Below are 21,448 nucleotides of genomic sequence, written 5' to 3' on the forward strand. Positions count from 1 at the left end.
ATTCAGGTCTTGCGCTACTCGCTTTTCGAGGCGCGCGGAGGGGAGCGCCGTGTCATCGGACCAGCGCCGCATCCAGCCACGTAAACAGCCGCGCCAGGTCCGCGCCGAGCTGACCCGCCAGCGGATCCTGACCGCGGCTGCTCACGTTTTCGGCGAACACGGCTACGCCGCCGGCACCACCAACCGCATCGCCGAGCAGGCCGGGATCTCCATCGGCTCGCTGTACCAGTACTTCCCGAACAAGGACGCGATCCTCGCCGAGCTGCTGGTCCGCCACCTCGACGACGGCATGGCCATCGTCGAGCGGGTCCAGCGGGAGCAGCTGCCCGGCCCGATCGACCAGGTCTTCCGCGTCTTCATCCGCGGTGCGATCGAATCCCACCTCGGCGAACCCCGCTTGCTGCGGATGCTGCGGGAGCAGGCGCCGCAGACGAACGAGCTGCTGGAGAAGGCCGAACGGATGAAGCGGTCCCTGGAGGCCTACATGCGGGCGCTCCTGGAGGAGCACCCCGAGGTCCGGGTCGCCGACACCGAGACGGCCGCGCGGCTGATCGTCACGACGGTCGAGCTGGTGATCCACCAGCTCGTGGCCGACCACGAGCCGGTCGACGCGGATCGGCTGGAGGACGAGATGGTCGCGATGCTGACGCGCTACGTCAGGGGGTGAACCGGCAGGCGAGCCCACGGGTTGCCCAAGGGCGGTCAGGCGCTCGCCCGGCGGAGTCGTTCCGCCGCCTGGGCGCGGACGGCCTCGCCGGACACCGGGGGATCGCCGTGCAGGGCTTCCCAACGGGCGTTGTGCGCGGCCGTCCACAGGCCGGCCGCCCAGGCGGTTTCCCGCTCCGCCGCGGTGAACCGGCGGCCCCGGAGGTCCTGGTAGGCCGTCAGGAAAGCCTCGGAGCTCTCGATCGGAGGGAGTGTTGGCGGCGTGGCACTGGCGAACGCGCCGGAAGCCGCGCCCACGAGTGCCGCTTCCGGTTGCCAGGCGAGGCTGTCCCAGTCGTGCACGGCCAGCACTTCGCCGTCCCGCCAGCGGAGGTTCTGGGCTTCGAAGTCGGCGTGGCCCAGCACGCACGGCAGGTCGGTGGCCAGCAACCGCTCGCGGGCCCGGCGGGCGGTGTCGACGACGTGCGCGGGCACGGCGCCCTGGTCTCGCTCGTCGAGGAACCCGATCGCGGGCCACAGCCCGGAACCTCCGTGGTCCCAGCGCACCCAGCGCGGGTTGGGCAGCGGCGGCGCGACGGTCACGTCGGCCAGCTCGGCCATCAGCCGGGCGAACACCGCGGCACAGCGCACGGCGACGTCCGGCGAATCACCGCGCAGCATTTCCCCACCCGGCAAGGACTCTTCGGCGTGCACGGCCAGCGCGTCGACGACGGTCACGGGGGTGATCGGCCGGGCGCACGGGAACCCCCGGTCCGCGAGCCGGGCCTGCGCGGCGACGCACGAGCCGGCACGGCCGTCGTCCTCCCGCGCCTTCACCACGACCTCCCGGCCGTCGGCCAGCCGCAGCCCGGCCACCGCCGAAAGGGACGTCCGCTCGAACAGCACCTCGACCGGCCCGGCTCCGAGCTGCTCGACGCACCAGGGTGACAGCCAGTCCACGCAACAATCCTTCGCCGAGCAGCTCCGCAAGACCGTCAGAGCGGGTTGAAGACGCCCAGGGGAGCGGTGCAGAACGGCCCGCCGACGTACTCGGCCGCCGCGCCCGTCGGCGCCGGCTTCGATGCCAGCTGCTCGGCGTACACCTCCGCGTCGTCCAGCGACTTGTACCCCAGCGCTTCCGCCTCCGACAGGGAGTAGATCCGGCGCGTGTTGTCCGAGACGCCCCAGATCAGCCGGTACCCCGGCGACGGCGCCGACAGGCAGGCCTCGAACAGCCGCGCGCCGTCGTCCGGGGACAGCCACGTCGTCAGGCCGCGCGGGCCCAGCGGCAACGGTGTCTCGAAGCACGAGCCGATCCGGATCACGATCACGTCCATGCCGAAGCGCGAGTGGTACAGGCTCCCCAGCGCCTCGATCGCCGCCTTCGACACGCCGTAGTACGTGTCCGGCCGCGGCGACGAGTCCGCCGGGAGGTCGGAGTCGTTGCGGCGGAAGCCGACCGCGTGGTTGCTCGACGCCAGGATCACGCGCGACACCCCCGCCGCGCGGGCCGCCTCCAGGACCGTCTGCGTGCCGTTGATGTTGACGTCGAGGGTCGCTTCCCACGAGTTCTCGCGGCTGTGCCCGCCGAGGTGGATCAGCGCGTCGACGCCTTCGCACGCCGATGCCATCGCCTCGGCGTCGGTCACCGAAGCCGTGACGATCTCTTCGGAGGCGTCCGACGCCGTCTGCGGCGCCAGGTCGAGCAGGCGCAGCACCCGGCCGTCGCGCTTCAAGCGGGGCCGCATCAGGGTGCCGACGACACCCGCCGACCCGGTGATGAGCACACGCTGGTCCGTCATTGTGTTCCTCTCGATAAGGGCGGCGGTCAGCGAATTCCGGCCCGGCGCAGCTGCTGCCCGAGCTCGGCGGTGGTTTCGGCGAGCAGCTCGCCGACGCGCTGCGCGTCGGCGTCGGTCACCTGGGAGATCGGCATCGAGCAGCTGATCGCGTCGGTGCCCGGGATCCGGTAGGGGATCACCGCGGCGACGCAGCGGACACCGAGCGTGCCTTCTTCGATCTCGGCGGCGTACCCGCGCTCGCGCGTCGCGGCGCACTCGGCGTGCAGGGCTTCGAGCGAAGTGATGGTGTTGGGAGTCAGCGGCGGCAGCGTCGCGGGCATCAACGCTTCGATCTCGTCGTGCGTCAGCTCGGCCAGGAGCGCCTTGCCCAGCGCGGTCGCGTGCGTGGGCAGCGTGCGCCCGACGCGGGAGACGAGGTGCGTGGAGCGCTGCGACTCGCGCGTCTCCAGGTAGACGACCTCGGTGCCGTTGCGCCGCGCGAAGTGCGCGGTGAAGCCGGTCTTCTCCCGGATGCGCTCCAGCGCTTCGGTGGCGAACGGGACGACGGCGTCGCGGTCCAGGTACGCCGTGCCGCAGATCAGCGCGCGGACGCCGAGGCGGTAGCGGGCCGTGTTGGTGTCCGCCTCCAGCCAGCCGGCCTCCAGCAGCGTCCGCAGCAGGCCGTGCAGCGACGAGCGCGGGAAGCCCGTGCGCGCGTGCAGGTCCGAAAGCGACAGCCAGACGTCGTTCGCCGCGAAGGTCTCGATGAGGTCGACCGCGCGCCGCGCGGACTTCACTCCCGAGGATTCGGCGGGGGCACCGTCCGCTCGGGCGTCCGGATTGTCCACCTTCTGCGGCATTTGTGTGCCTCCGTCCGGCCGTTGACTTGTGACTCCGGCCATATTAGCGTCCCGAACAACGTTCTTATGGATGAACATAATCACTATAACAGACTCCGTTCATGGATGTGAACATCTCGTTCGAGACCGCATCACTGTGGACGCGGAAAGGAGCCTGCGGTGCACGCACTCGACTGGGCGATGGTCTGCGCGTACTTCGCGCTGATGATCGTGATCGGCTGGTGGTCGCACAAACGGGTCAGCGACGTGAAGGACTTCTTCACGGCCGGCGGCAAGATGCCGTGGTGGCTGGCCGGCATCTCGCACCACATGTCCGGCTACAGCGCCGTGCTCTTCGTCGCGTACGCGGGCGTCGCGTACACCAGCGGCGTCACCGTGTACTTCTGGGGCTTCGCCAGCATCGGCATCGGCGTGGGCATCGGCAGCTGGCTGTTCGCCGCGCGCTGGAACCGGCTGCGCTCGAAGCTCGGCGTCGCGTCGCCGCTGGAGTACCTGGCCAAGCGGTACAACGTGCCGACGCAGCAGGCGCTCGCCTGGAGCGGCAGCCTGCTGAAGATCTTCGACATCGCGGCCAAGTGGTTCGCCGTCGCGACGCTGCTGCACGTCTTCGCCGGCCTCGACTACAACCTCGGCATCCTCATCACCGGCGCGGTCACCCTCGTCTACTGCACCATCGGCGGGCTGTGGGCCGACGCGCTCACCGACTTCGGCCAGTTCGTCATCCAGGGCATCGCCGCGATCGTGATGATCGTCGTGGTGCTGGGCAAGCTGGGCGGGATCTCCGCGCTCTGGACGATGTGGGACAAGCTGCCGGAGAACCACCTCGACCCGGTGACGTCCAAGTACACCACCATCTTCTTGCTCGTTTACGTGCTCGTGAAGACGCTGGAGTACAACGGAGGCATGTGGAACCTGGCGCAGCGCTACATGGCGGCGCCGAACACCCACGAAGCCCGGCGCGGCGCGCGGCTTTCGTCCGCGCTGTACCTCGTGTGGCCGCTGGTGCTGATGTTCCCGATGTTCGCGGCGCCGCTGCTCATCCCCGGCATCAAGGACCCGACGCAGTCCTACGCGATCATGACCACGACGTTCCTGCCGCCGGGCCTGGTCGGCCTGGTGCTGGCCGGGATCTTCTCGCACACCATGGCGATGGTCTCCTCCGACGCCAACGCGATCTCCGCGGTGATCACCCGCGACATGATCCCGGCGATGGTCCGCCGCACCCGGCAGTGGACCGACGTCCAGGGCCTGAAGGCGGCCCGGATCACCACGGTGGTCTTCGTCGCGCTGACGATGCTCGTGGCCACGCAGGCGCAGAACCTCGGCGGCGTGCTGCAGATCGTCGTCAACTGGGTCGCCGCGCTGATGGGCCCGATCTCGATCCCGCTGCTGCTGGGCATGCTGCCGTGGTTCCGCAAGTGCGGCCCGCGCGCGGCGCTGGTCTCCTGGGCGGGCGGCCTGATCGCCTACGGGCTCTGCTACTACGTCTTCACCGCGAACCAGACGGTCCTCGTCGCCACGCCGATCCTGGTCTCGCTCGCCCTGTACGTCGGCCTCGGCCTGCTCGCGCCCGAGCGGAGCGCGGCGGCCGATGAAATCGTCGACACCGTGAACACCGACGACGACGTCGACCGCAAGAAGGAAGGCACGACCGTGCCCGCCTGACGCCTGGCCACACCCGGCCGGAACCGAATGAAGGACGAGAGAGCAGAAACTGATGGCACAGAACGAGATCGAGCTGGACGGCCTGCTGGCGTTCCCCCTCACCCCGTTCACCGAGAACCTCGAGGTCAACCTCGACGCGCTCGCGGAGAACGTGGAGAGCCACATCGCGGCGGGCGCCGGTGCGCTGTTCGTCGCGTGCGGCACCGGCGAGTTCAGCTCGCTCTCGCCCGCCGAGCACGCCTCGGTGCTCACCCGGTCGCGTGAGGTGGCCGCCGGCCGTGTCCCGGTCTGGGTGGGCGCCGGTGGCGGCGCGGCGTCGGCGCGGGCCGGCATCGCGGCGGCCCAGGCCGGGGGCGCCGACGGCGTCCTGCTGCTGCCGCCGTACCTCGTTTCCGGGCCGCAGGCGGGACTGGTCGACTTCGTCCGCTACGCCGTCGGGGACTCGTCGGTGCCGGTGATCGTCTACCACCGCGGCACCGGCGTCTTCAGCGCGCCGGCCGCGGCTTCGCTGCTGGACATTCCCTCGATCGTGGGACTCAAGGACGGCTACGGCGACGTCGAGGTGATGACCCGGATCGTCACCACGATCCGGTCGCTGGACACCGAGCGGTCGCGGAACTTCCTGTTCTTCAACGGGTTGCCGACGGCGGAGGTCTCGGCCAAGGCGTACGCCTCGATCGGCGTCGCCCGCTACTCCTCGGCCGTGCACTGCTTCGCGCCGGAGATCGCGCACCGCTTCCACCGCGCGCTCGGCGAGGGCGACACTCGCGTGATGGACGCGCTGCTGACCGGCTTCTACCTGCCGCTGGTGGCGCTGCGGGACGAGACGCCGGGCTTCGCCGTGTCGCTGGTGAAGGCCGCCGCGCGGTTGCGCGGCGACAAGGTCGGCCCGGTCCGGCCGCCGCTGGTCGAGCCGACGCCGGAGCAGATCCACCGGCTCGAGAAGGTCGTGGAGGACGGCTTCGTGACGCTGAAGGCGCTGGGCTGATGAAGATCCTCGATGTGGTGCTGACGCCGGTCGCGTTCGCCGACCCGCCGCTGCTCAACGTCATGGGCGTGCACGAGCCGTTCGCGTTGCGCAGCGTCGTGCAGGTCAAGTGCGAAGACGGCGTCGTCGGGCTCGGCGAGTCCTACGGCGACGACGCGTTCCTCGGCGAGGTGCGCAAGGTGCTGCCGCAGTTGCGCGGCCACGACGTCTTCGACCTGCCCGGGCTGCAGCGGCTGGTCGCGCGGGCGCTGTCGGGCACGGTCCTGACCGACGCCCACGGGCTGATCGGCGGCTTCTCGATCCGCAAGACCATCGCGAGCGTGTACTCGCTGTTCGAGGTCGCGTGCCTGGACGCGCAGGGCCAGTACCTCGGCCGCCCGATCACCGACCTGCTCGGCGGCAAGGCCCGCGACGCCGTCGAGTTCTCCGCGTACCTGTTCTACAAGTACGGCAAGCACATCGACGGCCGCGAGGACTCCTGGGGCGAGATCACCACGCCCGAGACACTGGTCGGCTCCGCGAAGCGGATGATCGACCAGTACGGCTTCCGCTCGATCAAGCTCAAGGGCGGCGTCTTCGAGCCGGCCCAGGAGGTCGACGGGATCCGCGCGCTGGCCGAGGCGTTCCCCGGGCACCCGCTGCGGATCGACCCGAACGGCGCGTGGACCGTCGAAACGAGCATCAGGGTCGCCGCCGAACTGGACGGTGTCCTGGAGTACCTCGAAGACCCGACGCCGGGCATCGAGGGCATGGCCCAGGTGGCCGCCGAGGCGTCGATGCCGCTGGCCACCAACATGTGCGTGGTCAACTTCGGCGACATCGAGCCGGGCTTCCGGGCGCGCGCGATCGGCGTCCTGCTGTCGGACCACCACTTCTGGGGCGGCCTGCGCGCGACGCAGTCGTTGTCGACGACGTGCGAGAGCTTCGGTGTCGGTCTGTCGATGCACTCCAACAGCCACCTCGGGATCAGCCTGGCCGCGATGGTCCAGGTCGCCGCGGCGACCCCGCACCTGACCTACGCCTGCGACACGCACTGGCCGTGGAAGGTCGAGGACGTCATCGAGCCGGGCGTGCTGGAGTTCCGCGACGGCGCCGTGCCGGTGCCGTCGACCCCGGGGCTGGGCGTCAAGCTCGACGAGGACGCGCTGGCCAAGCTGCACGAGAACTACGTCCGATGTGGACTGACGAAGCGGGACGACGTGACCTACATGCGCAAGTACGTCGACGGGTTCGAGCCGAACACGGCGAGGTGGTGACCCGGTGAAGGTGACGGGATACGCCTACCCCTGGGACGTCCTGGAGAGCGGGTTCGCCGCGCGGGTGCGCGATCTGGGTGTCGACGAGGTGGCCGTGGCGCTGTCGTACCACAGCGCCCGCGCCGCGACACCGTGGTCGGCTTCGCGGACGGCCGTGGTCGCGCGGCACGCGGCCTTCTACCGCCCGGTTTCCGAGGGGTGGGGCGCGCTGCGTCCGTCCACTCCGGACTGGGTGACGTCGGAGGACAGCGGTGGCGACGCGGTCCGGCTGCTCACCGAAGCCGGGATCCCGGCCGCCGCGTGGATCGTGCTGACCCACAACTCCCAGCTCGGTTACGAGCACCCGGACGTCGTCGTGCGCAACTGCTTCGGGGAGAGCTATCCCTGGGCGCTGTGCCCGTCGCAGCCCGCGGTGCGGGAGTACGCCGCGACGCTGACCGCCGAAGCTGTCGCCGGGCTGGAGCTGTCGTCGGTGATCCTCGAAGCCTGCGGCCCGCTCGGCGCGGTGCACCAGCACCAGCACGAGAAGACCGACGGCGTCTGGGCGCCGGCGGTGGCCCGGCTGCTGTCGATCTGCTGCTGCGACGCCTGCGCGTCTTCGTGGGACCTCGACGCGGACACCGTCCGCGCGCAGCTCGTCGAGGAGGTTCGGCGGCTGGTCGCGACCGGCGACCTGGGCGTCACGGCCGACGACCTGCCGCCCGACCTGACCCAGGCGTTGCTGCGGACCCGGCAGCGGGCCACCGACGAGCTGCGGGCCGCGGTGCTGGACCGCCTGCCCGCGGGGACGCGCGTCGTGCTGCACGGCGCGCTCGACCCGTGGGTCACCGGCGCGCTGCCCGGGCTGACGCCGTCCGCTGCGGACGACGCCGACGCGGTCGTATTGTTCGGGTGGGCACCCGCCACCGGGGCCGACGCCGTCGCGGCGGCCCGGGAGGCGCTGCCCGAACGGGTGGCGATCGGCAGCTACATCACCGCGGTGGCCGCCGCGCCGGTGCCGGACATCGCCGCGTACGTGGGCGAGCTGGCCAAGGCGGGCGCCGCCGAGCTGCACCTGTACCACCTCGGACTGGCCGGTCCGGGTCGCTGGGGCGACCTCGGCACGGCCACCGCCGCCGCCCACGAGAACTGAGATATCCGGGGTCGGACCCCGGGACCCGGAAATTGCCTGAGGAGCTGTTCCACCCATGAGCCAGGCCACCGACGCCGCCACGCTCGAGAAGATCCTGGCGGGAGCCGCCGCGGCTGCCCGTCCCGCCGCCGCGGCCACCCCGGCCGAACGCGCCCGCTGGCTCGTCACAGCCGCCGACGCCCTCGACGCCGCCGCGGACGACCTCGTCCCGCTCGCGCACGCCGAGACCCACCTGCCCGCCACCCCGCGGCTGGCCGGTGAGCTGAAGCGCACGACGTTCCAGCTCCGCCTGTTCGCCGAGGTCCTCACCGACGGCGAGTACCTCGGCGCCACCGTCGACCACGCCGACGCCGACTGGCCGATGGGCCCGCGCCCGGACATCCGCCGCGTGAAGACCGCGATCGGGCCGGTGCTGGTGTTCGCGGCCAGCAACTTCCCGTTCGCGTTCAGCGTCGCCGGCGGCGACACGGCGTCCGCGCTCGCCGCGGGCTGCCCGGTGATCCTCAAAGCCCACCCGGGCCACCCCGAGCTGTCCGCGCTGACCGGCCGGATCGTGCGCGAAGCCCTGATCGGCGCGGGCGCGCCCGACGGCATCTTCGACGTGATCTTCGGGCAGGAGGAAGGCGTCACCGCGCTGAAGGACCCGCGGATCGCGGCGTCGTCGTTCACCGGCTCCATCCCCGGTGGGCGGGCGCTGTTCGACATCGCGAACGCGCGGCCGCGGCCGATCCCGTTCTACGGCGAGCTCGGCAGCGTCAACCCGGTCGTCGTCACCGAGGCCGCGATCGCCGCGCGCGGCGAGGCCGTCGCGAAGGGCTACGCCGGGTCGTTCACCCTCGGGGCCGGCCAGTTCTGCACCAAGCCGGGCCTGCTGTTCCTGCCCGAGGACCACAACCTGACCGACACGCTGCGCGCGGCGCTGGACGGCGCCGCGGCCCAGCCGATGCTCAACGACCGCATCGCCGCCGGGTACGCCGACAAGCTGGCGCAGCTGCGGGAGGTGCCGGGCGTCGAGGTGGTGTCTTCGTCGGCTTCTTCGTCGCCCGCGTTCACCCCGACGCTGCTGGCCACCACCGGCAAGCAGTTCCTCGAAGGCGGTGACGCGGTGCACGAGGAGTGCTTCGGCCCCGCGTCGCTGATCGTCACCTACGCCGACCAGGGCGAGCTGTTGCGCCTGCTCGACGTCATCGAACCGGGGCTCACCGCCACGATCCACGGCGAGGAGTCCGATGTGGACTGGATCCGGCCGGTGCTGCCGGCGCTGAGCCGCATCGCCGGCCGGCTGCTGTGGAACGACTGGCCCACCGGAGTCACGGTGAGCTGGGCCCAGCAGCACGGCGGCCCGTACCCGGCCACGACCGCCCCGACCACGACGTCCGTCGGCACCGCCGCGATCGAGCGTTTCCTGCGCCCGCTCGCGTGGCAGGGCTTCCCGGACGCACTGCTGCCCGAACCCCTGCAGGAGGCCAACCCCTGGCAGCTGCCCCGCCGCACCGACGGCTCCCGCTGACCCCGTCGTGAGTGAGAAACAGGGTTAGAACACTGTTTCTCACTCACGACCCCTACCGCCGCCGCACACCTGAGTCCCCGTTCCCCTTCCTGGGAGGCATTGCCATGCCCGTGAACCGGAGAAACGCTCTGCGCGGCGGCGCGCTGGCGGCCGCTTCGACCGTGTTGCTCACCCGTCCCGCGTTCGCTTCCGCGGCGCCCGTGGTCACCCCGGCCGCGAGCGGGGTGCCGACGGCCACCGCGCCGATCGTCGCCGCCTACCGGCAGCTGCAGACCGGCATCAACCGGCCGTCGCCCGAACGCACCGAAGCGCTGGCCAACCTGGGCCGCGTCGCCAAGGCCTACAACGCGAGCCTGTCCGTCGCCGGCGGTGGCGCTCCACTGTGGACGGACCTGCCGCTCGGCCCGGGCAGCGACTACACGACGTCGATGTACGCCCGGCTGCGCGCGATCGCCGTCGATTGGGGCACGCCGGGGGGCGCGCTGTCCGGCGACCCGGTGGTGCTCGACCGGATCAAGGCCGCGCTCGAGCTGATCTACGCGAGCCAGTACAACCCGCAGGTCGGCGAGATCGGCAACTGGTACACCTACGAAATCGGCGTCCCGTACTACGTGCTGCACACGCTTTCGGTGGTCGCCGACCGGCTGACCGCCGACGAGCTGGCCCGGTACGTCAGCCCGATCAAGCGGTTCGTCGGCAACCCGAACGTCCGCGCGAACAACACGTCGCTCGTCGAGACCGGCGCGAACCGCGCGGACAAGGCGCTCATCTCGATCGTCGCCGGCGCGCTGATCGGTGACACGGCCTGGATCAAGACGGGTATCGACGCGCTCACCGACGTCGCCGGCGGGGGCGCGGCGAGCGTCGTCGCCAAGCTGGACCGCGCGGCGGGCGACGGCTTCCACGTCGACGGCTCGTTCATCCAGCACGACACCATCCCGTACCCCGGGCACTACGGCATCGTCCTGCTCACCGCGCTCGCCGGCGCCATCCACGTCACGGCGGGCACGGAGTACGCGCTGCCGCAGCCGCTCAAGGACAAGATCTACGCGCTGGTCGCGGACAGCTTCGCGCCGTTCGTCTACGCGGGCGCGCTGATGGAACCCGTGCGCGGGCGGATGCTGTCGCGGCAGGGGGAGACCGGACACGACATCGGCCACCAACTGACGGTGGCGACACTCGTGCTGGCCCGCACGGCGTCGGGCAAGACGAAGACCGATCTGAACGCGCTGGCCGCGAAGTGGATCAAGGAAGGCACGTACGCGCCGTTCCTGAAGATCCCCGACCCGGAGCGGTTCGCGCCCGGCCCGGACCTGGTGGCGACGCCGGGCATCGAGTTCGCGCAGGACATGCTGGCCTCGGGCGCGCGCCCGGCGCGGGTCGTCGCGACGCACCGCGACTTCGGCCAGCAGGACCGGATGGTGCACGTCACCGGCGACTGGTCGGCGTCGCTGGGCGTCAGCTCGACGCGGATCTCGCGCTACGAGTCCATCAACGGCCAGAACCTCAAGGGCTACCACGTCGGCGACGGTGTGCTCTACACGTTCCTGCCCAACGCCAAGGGCCACTACACCGACGCCTACTGGCCGACGGTCGACCCGCTGCTGCTGCCGGGCACGACCGAGAACGACGGCCCGGTCGACCCGAAGTTCGGCGGCGTGCCGGTCGGCCCGAACCCGCACACCGGCGGCGTCCGCTGGGACAACGAGCACGGCGCTTTCGCCGTGGACTTCAAGTCCTGGGACGGCTCGCTGGTCGCGAAGAAGTCGTGGTTCTTCACGCCGTCCGGGATCGTGTGCCTCGGCGCCGGGATCACCGGCACGTCGGCGTCGAACGTGCGCACGACGATCGAGAACCGCAACCTCGGCGAAGGCGGTCGCGGTGCCTTGACCGCGGACTTCCGGCGCGTCCCGACCGACCTCGGCAAGGCTTCCGCGCTCCGGCGGCCGCACTGGGTGCACCTGGAAGACGTCGGCGGGTACGTCCTCTTGGACGACGCTTCGGTGACGGCGTTGCGCGAGGACCGGACCGGCGCGTGGCGCGACATCGACACCGGCGCCAACACCAAGGGCACGACGACGCCGAACACGCGCCGGTACCAGAAGCTGGTGCTGGAGCACGGCGTCAAGCCGACGGACGCGAAGTACGCGTACGCGGTGCTCCCGGGGGCTTCCGTGGTCGGGACGCTCACGGCGTCCTGGGCGTGGCGCGTTCTCGCGAACACCCCGGTGGTGCAGGCGCTCCGGGTGGCCGACACGACGTTGGCGAACTTCTTCGCGGCCGGCTCGGTCGACGGCGTTCGGGTGTCGGGTCCCGCGTCCGTCGCGCTCGGGCGGCGTCAGCTGGCGGTGTCGGACCCGACGCAGACGCAGGACAGCGTGACGGTGACCGTGCACGGCAAGTCCGTGACGGTGCCGGTGAAGGGCACCTTCGGCGCGACACAGGTCGTGCGGTTGTCGTGATCCTCCCCGCCGGGCCGGTGCCCCGACCCGGTCCGGCGGGGTCCCCACCTCGGTTAGGCTGGAATTCATGAGCGCCGCCGAGCACGTGGACGTCCTGATCGTGGGCGCCGGCCTGTCCGGCGTCGGCGCGGCCTGCCGGCTCCAGGAGCGGCTACCGGGCAAGACGTACGCCGTGCTGGAGGCGCGCGACACCATCGGCGGCACCTGGGACCTGTTCCGCTATCCGGGCATCCGGTCCGATTCGGACATGTTCACCCTCGGCTACCCGTTCCGGCCGTGGAAGGACCCGAAGGCGATCGCCGACGGCCCGTCGATCCTGTCGTACATCCGCTCGACGGCTTCCGCCCACGGGGTCGTCGAGCGGATCCGTTTCGGCCACCGGGTGGTGCGGGCGTCGTGGTCGTCGCCGGACGCGCTGTGGACGGTCTCGACCGAGCACGGTGCGACGTTCACCTGCCGGTTCCTGTACCTGTGCAGTGGTTACTACTCGTACGAGTCCGGGCACGTCGTCGACTTCCCGGGCCGCGGAGAGTTCGCGGGGGAGATCGTGCATCCGCAGCACTGGCCTCCGGCGTTGGACTACACGGGCAAGCAGGTCGTGGTGATCGGCAGCGGCGCGACGGCGGTGACGCTCGTCCCGGCGATGGCCGCGCAGGCCGCGCGGGTGACGATGCTGCAGCGCTCGCCGTCGTACGTCGTGGCGCGGCCGGGGAAGGACGCGCTCGCCGACCGGATCCGCGCGCTGCTGCCGGAAAAGCTCGCGCACCGGGTGGTGCGGGGCAAGAACGTGGTCATGGGGACGCTGTTCTTCCAGCTGATGCGGCGGCTGCCGCGCCGGGCGGCGCAGGCGTTGCGGGATCGGGTGGCGGCGCAGCTGCCGGCATCGATCCCGGTGGACCCGCACTTCGTGCCGTCGTACGACCCGTGGGACCAGCGGCTGTGCCTGGTGCCGGACGCGGATCTGTTCCGGGCGCTGCGGTCGGGCAAGGCGGACATCGTGACGGACCGGATCGCGCGGTTCACGGCGTCCGGGGTGCTGCTGGAGTCGGGCCGCTCACTGGACGCCGACATCATCGTGACGGCGACGGGCCTGCGCCTGGTGGCGTTCGGCGGGATCGCGCTGTCGGTCGACGGGCGCGCGATCTCTCCCGGCGACCAGCGCGCGTACAAGGGCATGATGTTCGGCGGCGTCCCGAACCTGGCGTGGTGCGTGGGCTACACGAACAACTCGTGGACGCTCCGGGCGGACCTGACGTCCCAGTACGTGTGCCGGCTGCTGGCGTACCTGGACCGGCGCGGGTACGCGTACTGCGCCCCGGACGCGGCATCGGCGTCGGCGGCGGGCCGGCCGCGCCCGATCGTGGACCTGGCGTCCGGGTACATCAAGAGGGCCGCCTCCGACCTGCCGAAGCAGGGGGAGAGGCGGCCCTGGATGATGCGCCAGAACTACTTGCTCGATCTGGCCGACATGCGGTTCACCCGCGTCGACGACGGGGTGATGCGCTTCGGCCGCGCGGAAGACCGGGCGGCCGTGTCGAGTCAGCCCTGACGAGCCTTCTGGCGCGGGTTGTCCTTGTTGATCACGAACACGCGGTTACCGCGCCGGATCACCTGGGCGCCCGGCTGGCGGGCGAGCGAACGGACCGAGCTGCGAACCTTCATGGCGAGCCGTCCCTTCCTGGTCGGCGGTGCGGGCCCCGAGTACGTCCCGCTCACCTCTCAACCGCGCGCGGTTGAGTTTCATTCCGCAACTCAGCTGGTCTCCCGGGCCACCCAGGCCTGCAGGTCGTCGCCCCGGACGGCGGCCGCCATCAGCTCCGGGAACTGGTCCGGCGTGCACGCGAACGCCGGGACTCCCAGCTCCGCCAGGGCCGCCGCGTTCTCGTGGTCGTACGACGGCGCGCCCGAGTCGGACAGCGCCAGCAGCGTCACCACCTGGACGCCCGCGCCGACCAGCTCGGCGATCCGGTGCAGGAGCTCCTCTTCGTTGCCGCCCTCGTACAGGTCGCTGATCAGCACCAGCAGCGTCTGCTCGGGGCGGCCGACCAGGCCCTGGCAGTACGCGATCGCCCGGTTGATGTCCGTGCCGCCGCCCAGCTGAGTGCCGAACAGGACGTCGACCGGGTCGGCGAGGTGCTCGGTCAGGTCCGCGACCTCCGTGTCGAACGCGACGAAGCTCGTCCGCAACGCCCGCATCGACGCCAGGACCGCGCCGAACAGCCCCGAGTACACCACCGACTCCGCCATCGAGCCCGACTGGTCCACGGCCAGGATGACGTCGCGCTGCACCGACTGCTGGCGCCGGCCGTAGCCGATGAGCTGCTCCGGCACGATCGTGCGCAGCTCGGGGGAGTAGTGCTTGAGGTTCCGGTGGATCGTGCGCGCCCAGTCGACGTCACCCGGCCGCGGCCGATGCGTGCGCGACGCCTTGTCCAGCGCCCCCTTGATCGCCGCGCGCGTGCGCTCGGCCAGCCGCTGCTCCAGCTCCTCGACCACCTTGCGGACGACCTCGCGCGCCGTCTCCTTGGTCTCCTCCGGCAGCACGCCGTTGAGCGACAGCAGCGTCCCGACCAGGTGCACGTCCGGCTCGACCGCCGAGAGCAGCTCCTTCTCCAGCAGCATCCGGGTCAGGCCCAGCCGGTCGACGGCGTCGCGCTGCATCACCTGCACGACGGTGCTGGGGAAGTAGCGGCGGATGTCGCCGAGCCAGCGCGCGACCCGCGGCGCCGACGCGCCCAGGTTCGCGCTGCGCGGCCCGCCCGCCGCCTCCTCGTCCGGCTTGTCGTACAGGGCGGCCAGCACCGCGTCGACCCCACTGTCCTCATCGGACAGTTGAGCGTCGGCCAGTCCCGACCCGGGACCCGCGCCCTCGGCGCCCAGCACCAGGCGCCAGCGCCGAGTCCGCTCGGTGTCCGTGCTCAAGCTCCCACCCCCAGCAGAGTCGCGAGGACCGGCAGCACGCGCTCCGCCCGGTCCTCGTCCAGTTCTTCGGCCATCGCCACGACCGCCGCGGTGCCGGTGAGCCCGGCCGCACGGTGCCCGATCGCCCGCTTCTCCGGCCCGCTGAACGCGCCGAAAGTGCGGCGCAGCAACGGAAGCACCTCGGTGAAGACGTCGTCGTGGATCCCCGCGAGCCACGCGTCGATCACCCGCAGCAGGCCTTCGTCGTGCACCAGCAGCAATGCACCGCCGTCGAAGAAGCCTTCGACATAGGCCGCGCCGGCCGCCGGTGCGATGCCCGGCGTGAGGGCCCGCCCCAGCCGCAGTTCGATGTCCAGCGCGTCGAGCAGCCCGGCGTCGTGCAGGATCCGGGTGAGCCGCCCGGCCAGCAACGGCGGCAGCGACGGCCGTTCGGCCAGCCGCGCCAGCGCCGCGAGCCAGCGCTCCTTCGGGTCGTCGCCCAGCAGCGACGTCGCGTCGTGCACCCCGTCGACGAGCTGGGCCATCCGGGCCGCGGCGTCGTCGTCGATCCCGTGCGTCGCCGGTGGCAGCCCGGCGCAGATGCGGTCGAGCATGCGGTCGGCGACCGCGCGCAGCGCCCCGGTGTCGGTGCCACGCACGTTCCCGTAGCGGGTCGCCCTGGCCAGTGCGGGCAGCGCCGACATCAGGCGGGCGACGTCCGCGTCCGCCGCCGCCCGCGCGTCGAGGGCGGCCAGCGCTTCGGGCAACGCCTCCGGCAGGTCGGCGAGCAGGCAGTTCTCGACCGCCGTGGTCACCTCGTCCAGCGGGGGCGTGCCCTCGACGGTGTCGCGGACCGCGCTCGTCGCCGCCGACGGCACGGTGGTGCCGTGCACCGCGGCCGCCACCAGGTCGACCTCGAAGGCCGGTTCCCAGCACAGCGCCCAGGTCTCGCGGAACGTGCCCTTGTTCCGCCGGGCCGACGCCTCCCGGCTGCCCCACTCGATGCCGAGGATCCGCAGCCGGTGCAGCAGCTTCGAGCGGTCGAGCCCGCCGGGGGTCCGCAGGTCGAGGTCGAGCTCCTTGACGATCGGATCCTTCTTGAGCCGCAGGCGTTTCGCCGTCGCGGTCAGGTCCGCGGCGAGCGGCGGCTGCGGCACGCGGTCGGGCACCTCGCCGAGCCGTTCGCCGACCACCAGCCGCCGCGTGACCAGCTCGACCTGCACCTCGTCACCGCCGCAGAGCACGGACCGGGTGGCTTCGGTGACCTCGGCCAGCCCGGCCGACGACCGCCCGCGCAGCGTCGCGAGGGTCTCGGCCAGCCGGACCGCCTCGATGACGTGCGCGGTCGAGACGGGTAGGTCCTCCTCCCGCAGCACCGCCGCGACGCCGGCCAGCCAGCGCGTGGTGACGTTCTCGGCCGTGGTGAAGAGGTGGTGGTACCAGCCCGGCGATCGCACCCCGGCGCCGTAGCCGCTGGCCGTCGCGAGCCGCCCGTGGGTCCACGGCACCCAGGTGCACGAGACCTTCCGCTTCGGCAGTCCTTTGAGGATGGTCTGGTCGTGCGACGCGGGCGGCAGCGGGTCGGCGAGCGCGGGCACGTGCCAGGCCCCGCAGACGACGGCGATGTTCTCGAAGCCGTCCTTGCGGGTGCGGCGCAGCACCGAGCGCATGTAGGCCTCGCGCCGGGCTTCGTTGCCGCGTGGCGGTTCCTCGTCCTCGCGCACCGCGGTCATCGCGTCCGCGATCACCTCGAACGGGTTTTCGCTGTCCCGCCGGGACTCGACGACGTCGTCCCACCAGCGTTCCGGGTCGTCGTAGCCGCCGGCCGACGCCAGCAGCGCCAGCGGGTCGACCGGCGGGCCCGCGTGCTCGTCCGGGCCCGCGGCGAACGTGTTCGCGGCCGGGAGGTCGCAGAACCGCACCGGGATCCCGGCCTCCCGCGCGTAGGCGAGCGCCTGCCACTCCGGGCTGAAGACGGCGAACGGCCAGAACGCGGCGCGCGAGACGTCGTCGGTCGCGTACGCCAGCAGCGCGACCGGCGGCGCCATCGCCGGGTCTTCGGTCAGCTCGACCAGGACGTCGGCCTCGGGCGGGCCTTCGATCAGCACGACGTCGGGTTCGAGCTGCGCGAGCCGCGCCGCCACGGCCCGGGCCGAACCCGGGCCGTGGTGGCGGATGCCGAGCAGGTGCGTCGTCACGAAAGCTCCTGGCCCGCCCGGTAGAAGTCGGCCCAGCCGTCGCGCTCGCGCACGACCGTCTCGAGGTATTCGATCCAGATCGCGCGGTCGGCCACCGGGTCCTTGACCACCGCGCCGTGGATGCCGGCCGCGACGTCGTGGGGGCGCAGCACGCCGTCACCGAAGTGCGTGGCCAGCGCGAGCCCGCCGGTGAGCACGCTGATCGCCTCGGCCGTCGAGAGCGTGCCGGACGGCGACTTCACCGCCGTGCGGCCGTCTTCGGTGCGGCCCGAGCGCAGCTCGCGGAACACCGTGACCACCCGGCGGATCTCGGACAGCTCGGCGGCTTCCGCGGGCAGCTGCAGCGACGTGCCCAGCTCGGCGACCCGGCGGCTGACGATTTCGACCTCCGCCTCGGCGCTGTCCGGCAGCGGCAGCACGACGGTGTTGAACCGCCGCCGCAGCGCGCTCGACAGCTCGTTGACGCCCTTGTCGCGGTTGTTCGCCGTCGCGATCAGGTTGAAGCCCGGCCGCGCCTGAACCTCGGTGCCCAGCTCGGGGATGGGCAGCGTCTTCTCGGAGAGGATCGTGATCAGCGAGTCCTGGACGTCGGCCGGGATGCGTGTCAGCTCTTCGAGCCGGGCGAGCTTGCCGTCCCGCATCGCGTGCAGCAGCGGGCTTTCGACCAGCGCGGCGGCGCTCGGGCCCTCGGCGATCAGGCGGGCGTAGTTCCAGCCGTAGCGGATGGACTCCTCCGACGTGCCCGCGGTGCCCTGCACCAGCAGGGTCGAATCCCCGCTGATCGCGGCGGAAAGGTGCTCGGACACCCACGTCTTCGCCGTGCCGGGCACGCCGAGCAGCAGCAGCGCGCGGTCGGTGGCCAGCGTCGCGACGGCGACCTCGATCAGCCGCCGCGGGCCGACGTACTTCGGCGTGATCACGGTGCCGTCGGGCAGGGTGCCGCCGAGCAGGTACTCGACGACGGCCCACGGCGACAGGTTCCAGTTGGGCGGCTTGGCCCGCTCGTCGGCGGCGGCCAGCGCGGCCAGCTCGGCGGCGTGGTCCTGTTCGGCGTGCGGCCGGAGGACGGTGGCGGCGGTCATGCGAGCTCCTCGTACATTTCGCGGCGGAAGTTCAGCGTTTCGGTGAGCGCCCGGCGCCACGGACCGGCGTCCATGGTCAGGCGGGTGGTGGCGAGCGGGTGGCGGAGGCACGCGGCGGGGACCGCACGGGCGATCACGACGGCGGCGTGCGAGACCAGGCGGTGGTCGTCCTGGCGGGCGATCCAGTCGAGCAGGGCGATGCCGAGTTCCTTCGTCCACGGCCGGGGCAGCTCGTGCACCAGCCGCGCGAACGACTCGACGGGCAGCCGGCTCACCAGGTGCCCGACGGTGGCGGCCTGGCTCGCCGGGCTCAGCACGCCCAGCAGCGGCGGTGTGGTGCGGCCGCCGGGGTCGGCGCCGATCAGCGCCTGCGCCCAGGTTTCGTCGCGCTGGCGCAGGGCCGCGGTGGCCCAGGAGTCGCGCAGCACCCCGGCCGGGCAGCCCTCGACGGTCATCCGCACGACTTCGGCGGGCGGGCCGAACTCGGTCCAGAAGGCCAGCGGAGCGGCGGCGGCGAGGGTGCGCAGCCGGACGGTGCCTTCGCCGCGTTCGCCTTGGGGGACGGTGACTTCGAGCACCCGGCCCTTCCGGCGGACGAGGGGCCGCAGCCGGTCGGCCATGGTCTCGCCGTACCGGGTGCCGGGCAGCCGCCCGAGCAGATCGGCGGCCCGTTCACGCACGGCGGCGGCCCGATCGGTGAGGGCGGCTTCGAGGAAGGCTTCGTCTTCGGCGCCGACGTGCCCGGCGAGCACGCCGAGGAAGTCCGACCGGACGTCGGCGGGTTCGCTCTTCCAGGATCCCGCGAGGGCTTCGCGGGCGACGCGGGGATCGTCGTCGAGCTTGGCGGCGAGCCAGCGGCGGCGCTGTGCGAGGCTGCCGTACTGCCAGACGTCCTTTCCGGCCTCGGGCGGCGCGGAGAGGAAGGCCCAGTCGGGGTTCCGCTGCCCGAGCCACGCCCCGACCGGCCCGGCGACGGCGACGAGCGGCCCCCGCAGCGCGACCTTGCTGCGCGCGGCTTCGGCGAGCAGGGGGAGGGTTTCGGGCGGGACGCGGTAGTCCGTGCCGGCGACGATGCCGAGCCATTCGACGAGCAGATCGGGATGACTGGCGGCGAGCAGCCGCGCCAGCCGTTCCCGCGCGAGGGGAGGAACGAAGGGCCGCTCATCGGGCGAGGCGACGGGCAGGGGACGGACATCGCTTTGGGCCCGCCGCCCGGCCCGCCGGTAGGTGGTGAGCACGGCCGCCGCGGCGAGCAGCTGTTCGGCGGGATCTTCACGGCCTTCGAGGAGGCTTTGGACGGCGGGAGGCTGGGTGGCGGGGTCGAGGGTGCGCCGGCGGGTGCCGAGGAGCGCGGTGCCGACGAGGTCTTCCCAGGCTTTCACGGCTTCACCGCCTTCCGGGGTGGGTGGGTCGGGGTGGCGGGGAGGTGCGCTCGGACGTCGGTGGCCGCGGTTCGGTTCGGCAGCCGTGGTGTCGGGAAGCCTGGGCAGGCCGCGTGAGGTGGTGTCGCCGGGCTCGAGGTGATGGGAAAGCTCGTGACTGCCCCTGCAGCTCCCGGAAGCTTCTCGTCGGCTCGTTCGTGAGGCGCGTCGGAAACGATCACAGCCGCACCGCCCGGTCGTCCTGCCAGCACATCAACGGCCGCAACCCCGACTGGCTCCACTCGCCCGCCACCGTCAGTGGCCGGCCGGCCGACATCGCCAGCAGCGACCACGGGAACGCGTACGGCACCAACGGCAACGCCGTTCCGTCCTTTTCGGACAGACACCAGCCTCCCGCGTGCTCGGCCGGGGTGACCCCCGACAGCAGCACCGGCCAACGCTCCAGCCACGGGTCCGCCGCCATCGCCCGTGCGTACGCCGCCAGTGCGTCCGCGATCGAGCCGCCCTCGGTCGCCGGGGCCGGCAGGGCGATTCCGCGCTCGGCCACCAGGGCTCGCAACGGGGCCGCGCCCGGGTAGAACGCCAGCTCCGCCGTCAGCAGGTGCCCCGGTGGCAGTGACGCGTCCAGGGGACGGCCCGGTGGCGCGAACGACAGCACCAGCGCGTCCCGGCCCGTCAGCCGGCCGCGCAGCCACGTGCGGCGCGTCAGCAGGCGGTCGTTCTCCTCGTCCGCCGCGCCCGTGATCAGCCACTCGTCCGACACGCGCTCGCCGTCGGAAAGGACGCGGGCCGTCTCCACCGAAAAACCGAGCCGCGCGCGGACGGTCTCCGCCAGCGGGGGCGGCAGCGTGTCCAGCCGAGTGGCCGCGTCCGCCAGCAGGTACAGCAGCGACAGCTCGCCCAGCAGCGCCTCCGGCCAGTCGCGGCGGCCGACGATCGCCGCCGCCCGGCGCAGGCCGCCCGCGAGGCCGGATGCCTGGGCGTCGACCATCCGGGCGGCCACCGTGCGCAGCTCTTCGCCGCCGCTGCGCTCGAAACCGGCGAAGCCCGCGCCGATCCGGTCGGTCAGCCAGACCTTCAGCTCGGCGACGCCGCCTTCGACGCGCGCCGCCCGATCCGAAGCGCGTCGCGCGGCCGCTTCCTCGTCCTTCGGGCCGGCTGCTTCCGCGCGTTTCTCCGCCCTCTGGGCGCGATCGGCGCGTTCGGCGAGCCAGGTGTGCACCCACTCGGGTGGCTCGGCCGTGTCCAGCTGCCGCGCGGCCCACAGCATCAGCAACCCGAGGGCGTGCTTGCACGGGAACTTCCGGCTGGGGCAGGAACACCGGAACGCGGGCTCGGCGAGCTCGACGCACGTTTGGTACGGCTTCTTGCCGCTGCCCTGGCAGAAGCCCCACACGGCGTCCTCGGACGCACCCGCGCCCGACCACTTCGCCGGCGCGGCCAGCGCCCGGCCCGCCTTCTCCGAAGCGGGATCCGGCGCGAGCCCGGCCACGCGTTCCGCGGTCCACGGCACCGCCGTCACCACCTGTCCCCCCACTGGTTTCCCTTGCCGTCCGGTCGGATTCCCCAGGCTAGTGGCCCGGGGA

17 protein-coding genes are annotated in these 21,448 nt (G+C 72.2%); 8 read left to right on the forward strand and 9 right to left on the reverse strand.

All coding sequences use genetic code 11. The features are described 5' to 3' along the window. Nucleotides 1–49: 49 nt before the first annotated feature. Entirely contained in the window at nt 50–667 is a 618-nt protein-coding gene (locus AA23TX_RS30810; RefSeq protein ID WP_155546268.1) for a TetR/AcrR family transcriptional regulator, read from the forward strand. A gap of 35 nt (nt 668–702) precedes the next feature. Here the strand turns inward: AA23TX_RS30810 and AA23TX_RS30815 are convergent, their stop codons facing one another. The 3 genes from AA23TX_RS30815 to AA23TX_RS30825 are packed head-to-tail and all read right to left on the reverse strand — an operon-like array spanning nt 703 to nt 3,286. Beyond that, complete coding sequence (locus AA23TX_RS30815) at nt 703–1,605, reverse strand: aminoglycoside phosphotransferase/kinase family protein (RefSeq protein ID WP_196425598.1); 903 nt, start codon at nt 1,603–1,605, stop codon at nt 703–705. Between the two features lie 35 nt (nt 1,606–1,640). Next, nucleotides 1,641–2,447, reverse strand: a complete 807-nt coding sequence (locus AA23TX_RS30820) for an NAD-dependent epimerase/dehydratase family protein (RefSeq protein WP_155546269.1) — start codon at nt 2,445–2,447, stop codon at nt 1,641–1,643. 26 nt (nt 2,448–2,473) lie between these two features. Beyond that, complete coding sequence (locus AA23TX_RS30825) at nt 2,474–3,286, reverse strand: IclR family transcriptional regulator (RefSeq protein ID WP_155546270.1); 813 nt, start codon at nt 3,284–3,286, stop codon at nt 2,474–2,476. A 159-nt stretch (nt 3,287–3,445) separates the two neighbouring features. On the opposite strand from AA23TX_RS30825, the gene AA23TX_RS30830 reads away from it, so the two are divergent. From AA23TX_RS30830 to AA23TX_RS30860, 7 genes are all read left to right on the forward strand, one after another. Further along, on the forward strand, nt 3,446–4,951 hold the full coding sequence (locus AA23TX_RS30830; protein ID WP_155546271.1) for a sodium:solute symporter family protein: 1,506 nt from the start codon (nt 3,446–3,448) through the stop codon (nt 4,949–4,951). Nucleotides 4,952–5,003: 52 nt separating this feature from the next. Next, the gene (locus tag AA23TX_RS30835) at nt 5,004–5,939 is read left to right on the forward strand and encodes a 5-dehydro-4-deoxyglucarate dehydratase (RefSeq protein ID WP_155546272.1); all 936 of its coding nucleotides are present in this window, start codon (nt 5,004–5,006) and stop codon (nt 5,937–5,939) included. Then, entirely contained in the window at nt 5,939–7,195 is a 1,257-nt protein-coding gene (locus AA23TX_RS30840) for a glucarate dehydratase family protein (RefSeq protein ID WP_155546273.1), read from the forward strand. The genes AA23TX_RS30835 and AA23TX_RS30840 overlap by 1 nt, the downstream gene beginning before the upstream one ends. Before the next feature lie 4 nt (nt 7,196–7,199). After that, entirely contained in the window at nt 7,200–8,327 is a 1,128-nt protein-coding gene (locus tag AA23TX_RS30845) for a hypothetical protein (protein WP_155546274.1), read from the forward strand. A gap of 55 nt (nt 8,328–8,382) precedes the next feature. Beyond that, on the forward strand, nt 8,383–9,837 hold the full coding sequence (locus AA23TX_RS30850; protein WP_155546275.1) for an aldehyde dehydrogenase (NADP(+)): 1,455 nt from the start codon (nt 8,383–8,385) through the stop codon (nt 9,835–9,837). A 104-nt stretch (nt 9,838–9,941) separates the two neighbouring features. Next, nucleotides 9,942–12,299, forward strand: coding sequence for a polysaccharide lyase 8 family protein (locus AA23TX_RS30855; RefSeq protein ID WP_155546276.1), 2,358 nt, complete (start codon nt 9,942–9,944; stop codon nt 12,297–12,299). Between the two features lie 67 nt (nt 12,300–12,366). Further along, entirely contained in the window at nt 12,367–13,848 is a 1,482-nt protein-coding gene (locus AA23TX_RS30860; protein WP_155546277.1) for a flavin-containing monooxygenase, read from the forward strand. Here the strand turns inward: AA23TX_RS30860 and rpmJ are convergent. From rpmJ to AA23TX_RS30890, 6 genes are all read right to left on the reverse strand, one after another. Beyond that, nucleotides 13,839–13,961 carry a 50S ribosomal protein L36 gene (gene rpmJ / locus AA23TX_RS30865; RefSeq protein ID WP_155546278.1) on the reverse strand — a complete coding sequence of 41 codons (123 nt, stop codon included), beginning with the start codon at nt 13,959–13,961 and terminating at the stop codon, nt 13,839–13,841. The genes AA23TX_RS30860 and rpmJ overlap by 10 nt on opposite strands. A 90-nt stretch (nt 13,962–14,051) precedes the next feature. Next, a complete protein-coding gene (locus AA23TX_RS30870; RefSeq protein ID WP_155546279.1) occupies nt 14,052–15,221 on the reverse strand; it encodes a VWA domain-containing protein in 1,170 nt (389 codons plus the stop codon). Next, entirely contained in the window at nt 15,218–17,398 is a 2,181-nt protein-coding gene (locus tag AA23TX_RS30875; RefSeq protein WP_155546280.1) for a DUF5682 family protein, read from the reverse strand. Before AA23TX_RS30875 ends, AA23TX_RS30870 begins: the two co-directional genes overlap by 4 nt. Further along, nucleotides 17,395–18,480: an ATP-binding protein gene (locus AA23TX_RS30880; RefSeq protein ID WP_155546281.1), complete on the reverse strand. Its 1,086-nt coding sequence runs from the start codon at nt 18,478–18,480 to the stop codon at nt 17,395–17,397. Before AA23TX_RS30880 ends, AA23TX_RS30875 begins: the two co-directional genes overlap by 4 nt. Then, complete coding sequence (locus AA23TX_RS30885) at nt 18,477–19,862, reverse strand: DUF5691 domain-containing protein (protein ID WP_155546282.1); 1,386 nt, start codon at nt 19,860–19,862, stop codon at nt 18,477–18,479. The genes AA23TX_RS30880 and AA23TX_RS30885 overlap by 4 nt, the downstream gene beginning before the upstream one ends. A gap of 217 nt (nt 19,863–20,079) precedes the next feature. Further along, entirely contained in the window at nt 20,080–21,399 is a 1,320-nt protein-coding gene (locus AA23TX_RS30890; protein WP_230862772.1) for an SWIM zinc finger family protein, read from the reverse strand. Between the last annotated feature and the right edge of the window lie 49 nt (nt 21,400–21,448).

It is taken from the genome of Amycolatopsis camponoti (assembly GCF_902497555.1).
Classification (GTDB): Bacteria; Actinomycetota; Actinomycetes; order Mycobacteriales; family Pseudonocardiaceae; genus Amycolatopsis; species Amycolatopsis camponoti.

Bases quoted from the DNA above. Each gene is read 5' to 3' on its own strand.
- AA23TX_RS30840 (WP_155546273.1), top strand. From the start codon at position 5,939: ATGAAGATCCTCGATGTGGTGCTGACGCCGGTCGCGTTCGCCGACCCG.
- AA23TX_RS30820 (WP_155546269.1), bottom strand. From the start codon at position 2,447: ATGACGGACCAGCGTGTGCTCATCACCGGGTCGGCGGGTGTCGTCGGC.
- AA23TX_RS30825 (WP_155546270.1), bottom strand. From the start codon at position 3,286: ATGCCGCAGAAGGTGGACAATCCGGACGCCCGAGCGGACGGTGCCCCC.
- rpmJ (WP_155546278.1), bottom strand. From the start codon at position 13,961: ATGAAGGTTCGCAGCTCGGTCCGTTCGCTCGCCCGCCAGCCGGGCGCC.
- AA23TX_RS30850 (WP_155546275.1), top strand. From the start codon at position 8,383: ATGAGCCAGGCCACCGACGCCGCCACGCTCGAGAAGATCCTGGCGGGA.
- AA23TX_RS30855 (WP_155546276.1), top strand. From the start codon at position 9,942: ATGCCCGTGAACCGGAGAAACGCTCTGCGCGGCGGCGCGCTGGCGGCC.
- AA23TX_RS30860 (WP_155546277.1), top strand. From the start codon at position 12,367: ATGAGCGCCGCCGAGCACGTGGACGTCCTGATCGTGGGCGCCGGCCTG.
- AA23TX_RS30880 (WP_155546281.1), bottom strand. From the start codon at position 18,480: ATGACCGCCGCCACCGTCCTCCGGCCGCACGCCGAACAGGACCACGCC.
- AA23TX_RS30835 (WP_155546272.1), top strand. From the start codon at position 5,004: ATGGCACAGAACGAGATCGAGCTGGACGGCCTGCTGGCGTTCCCCCTC.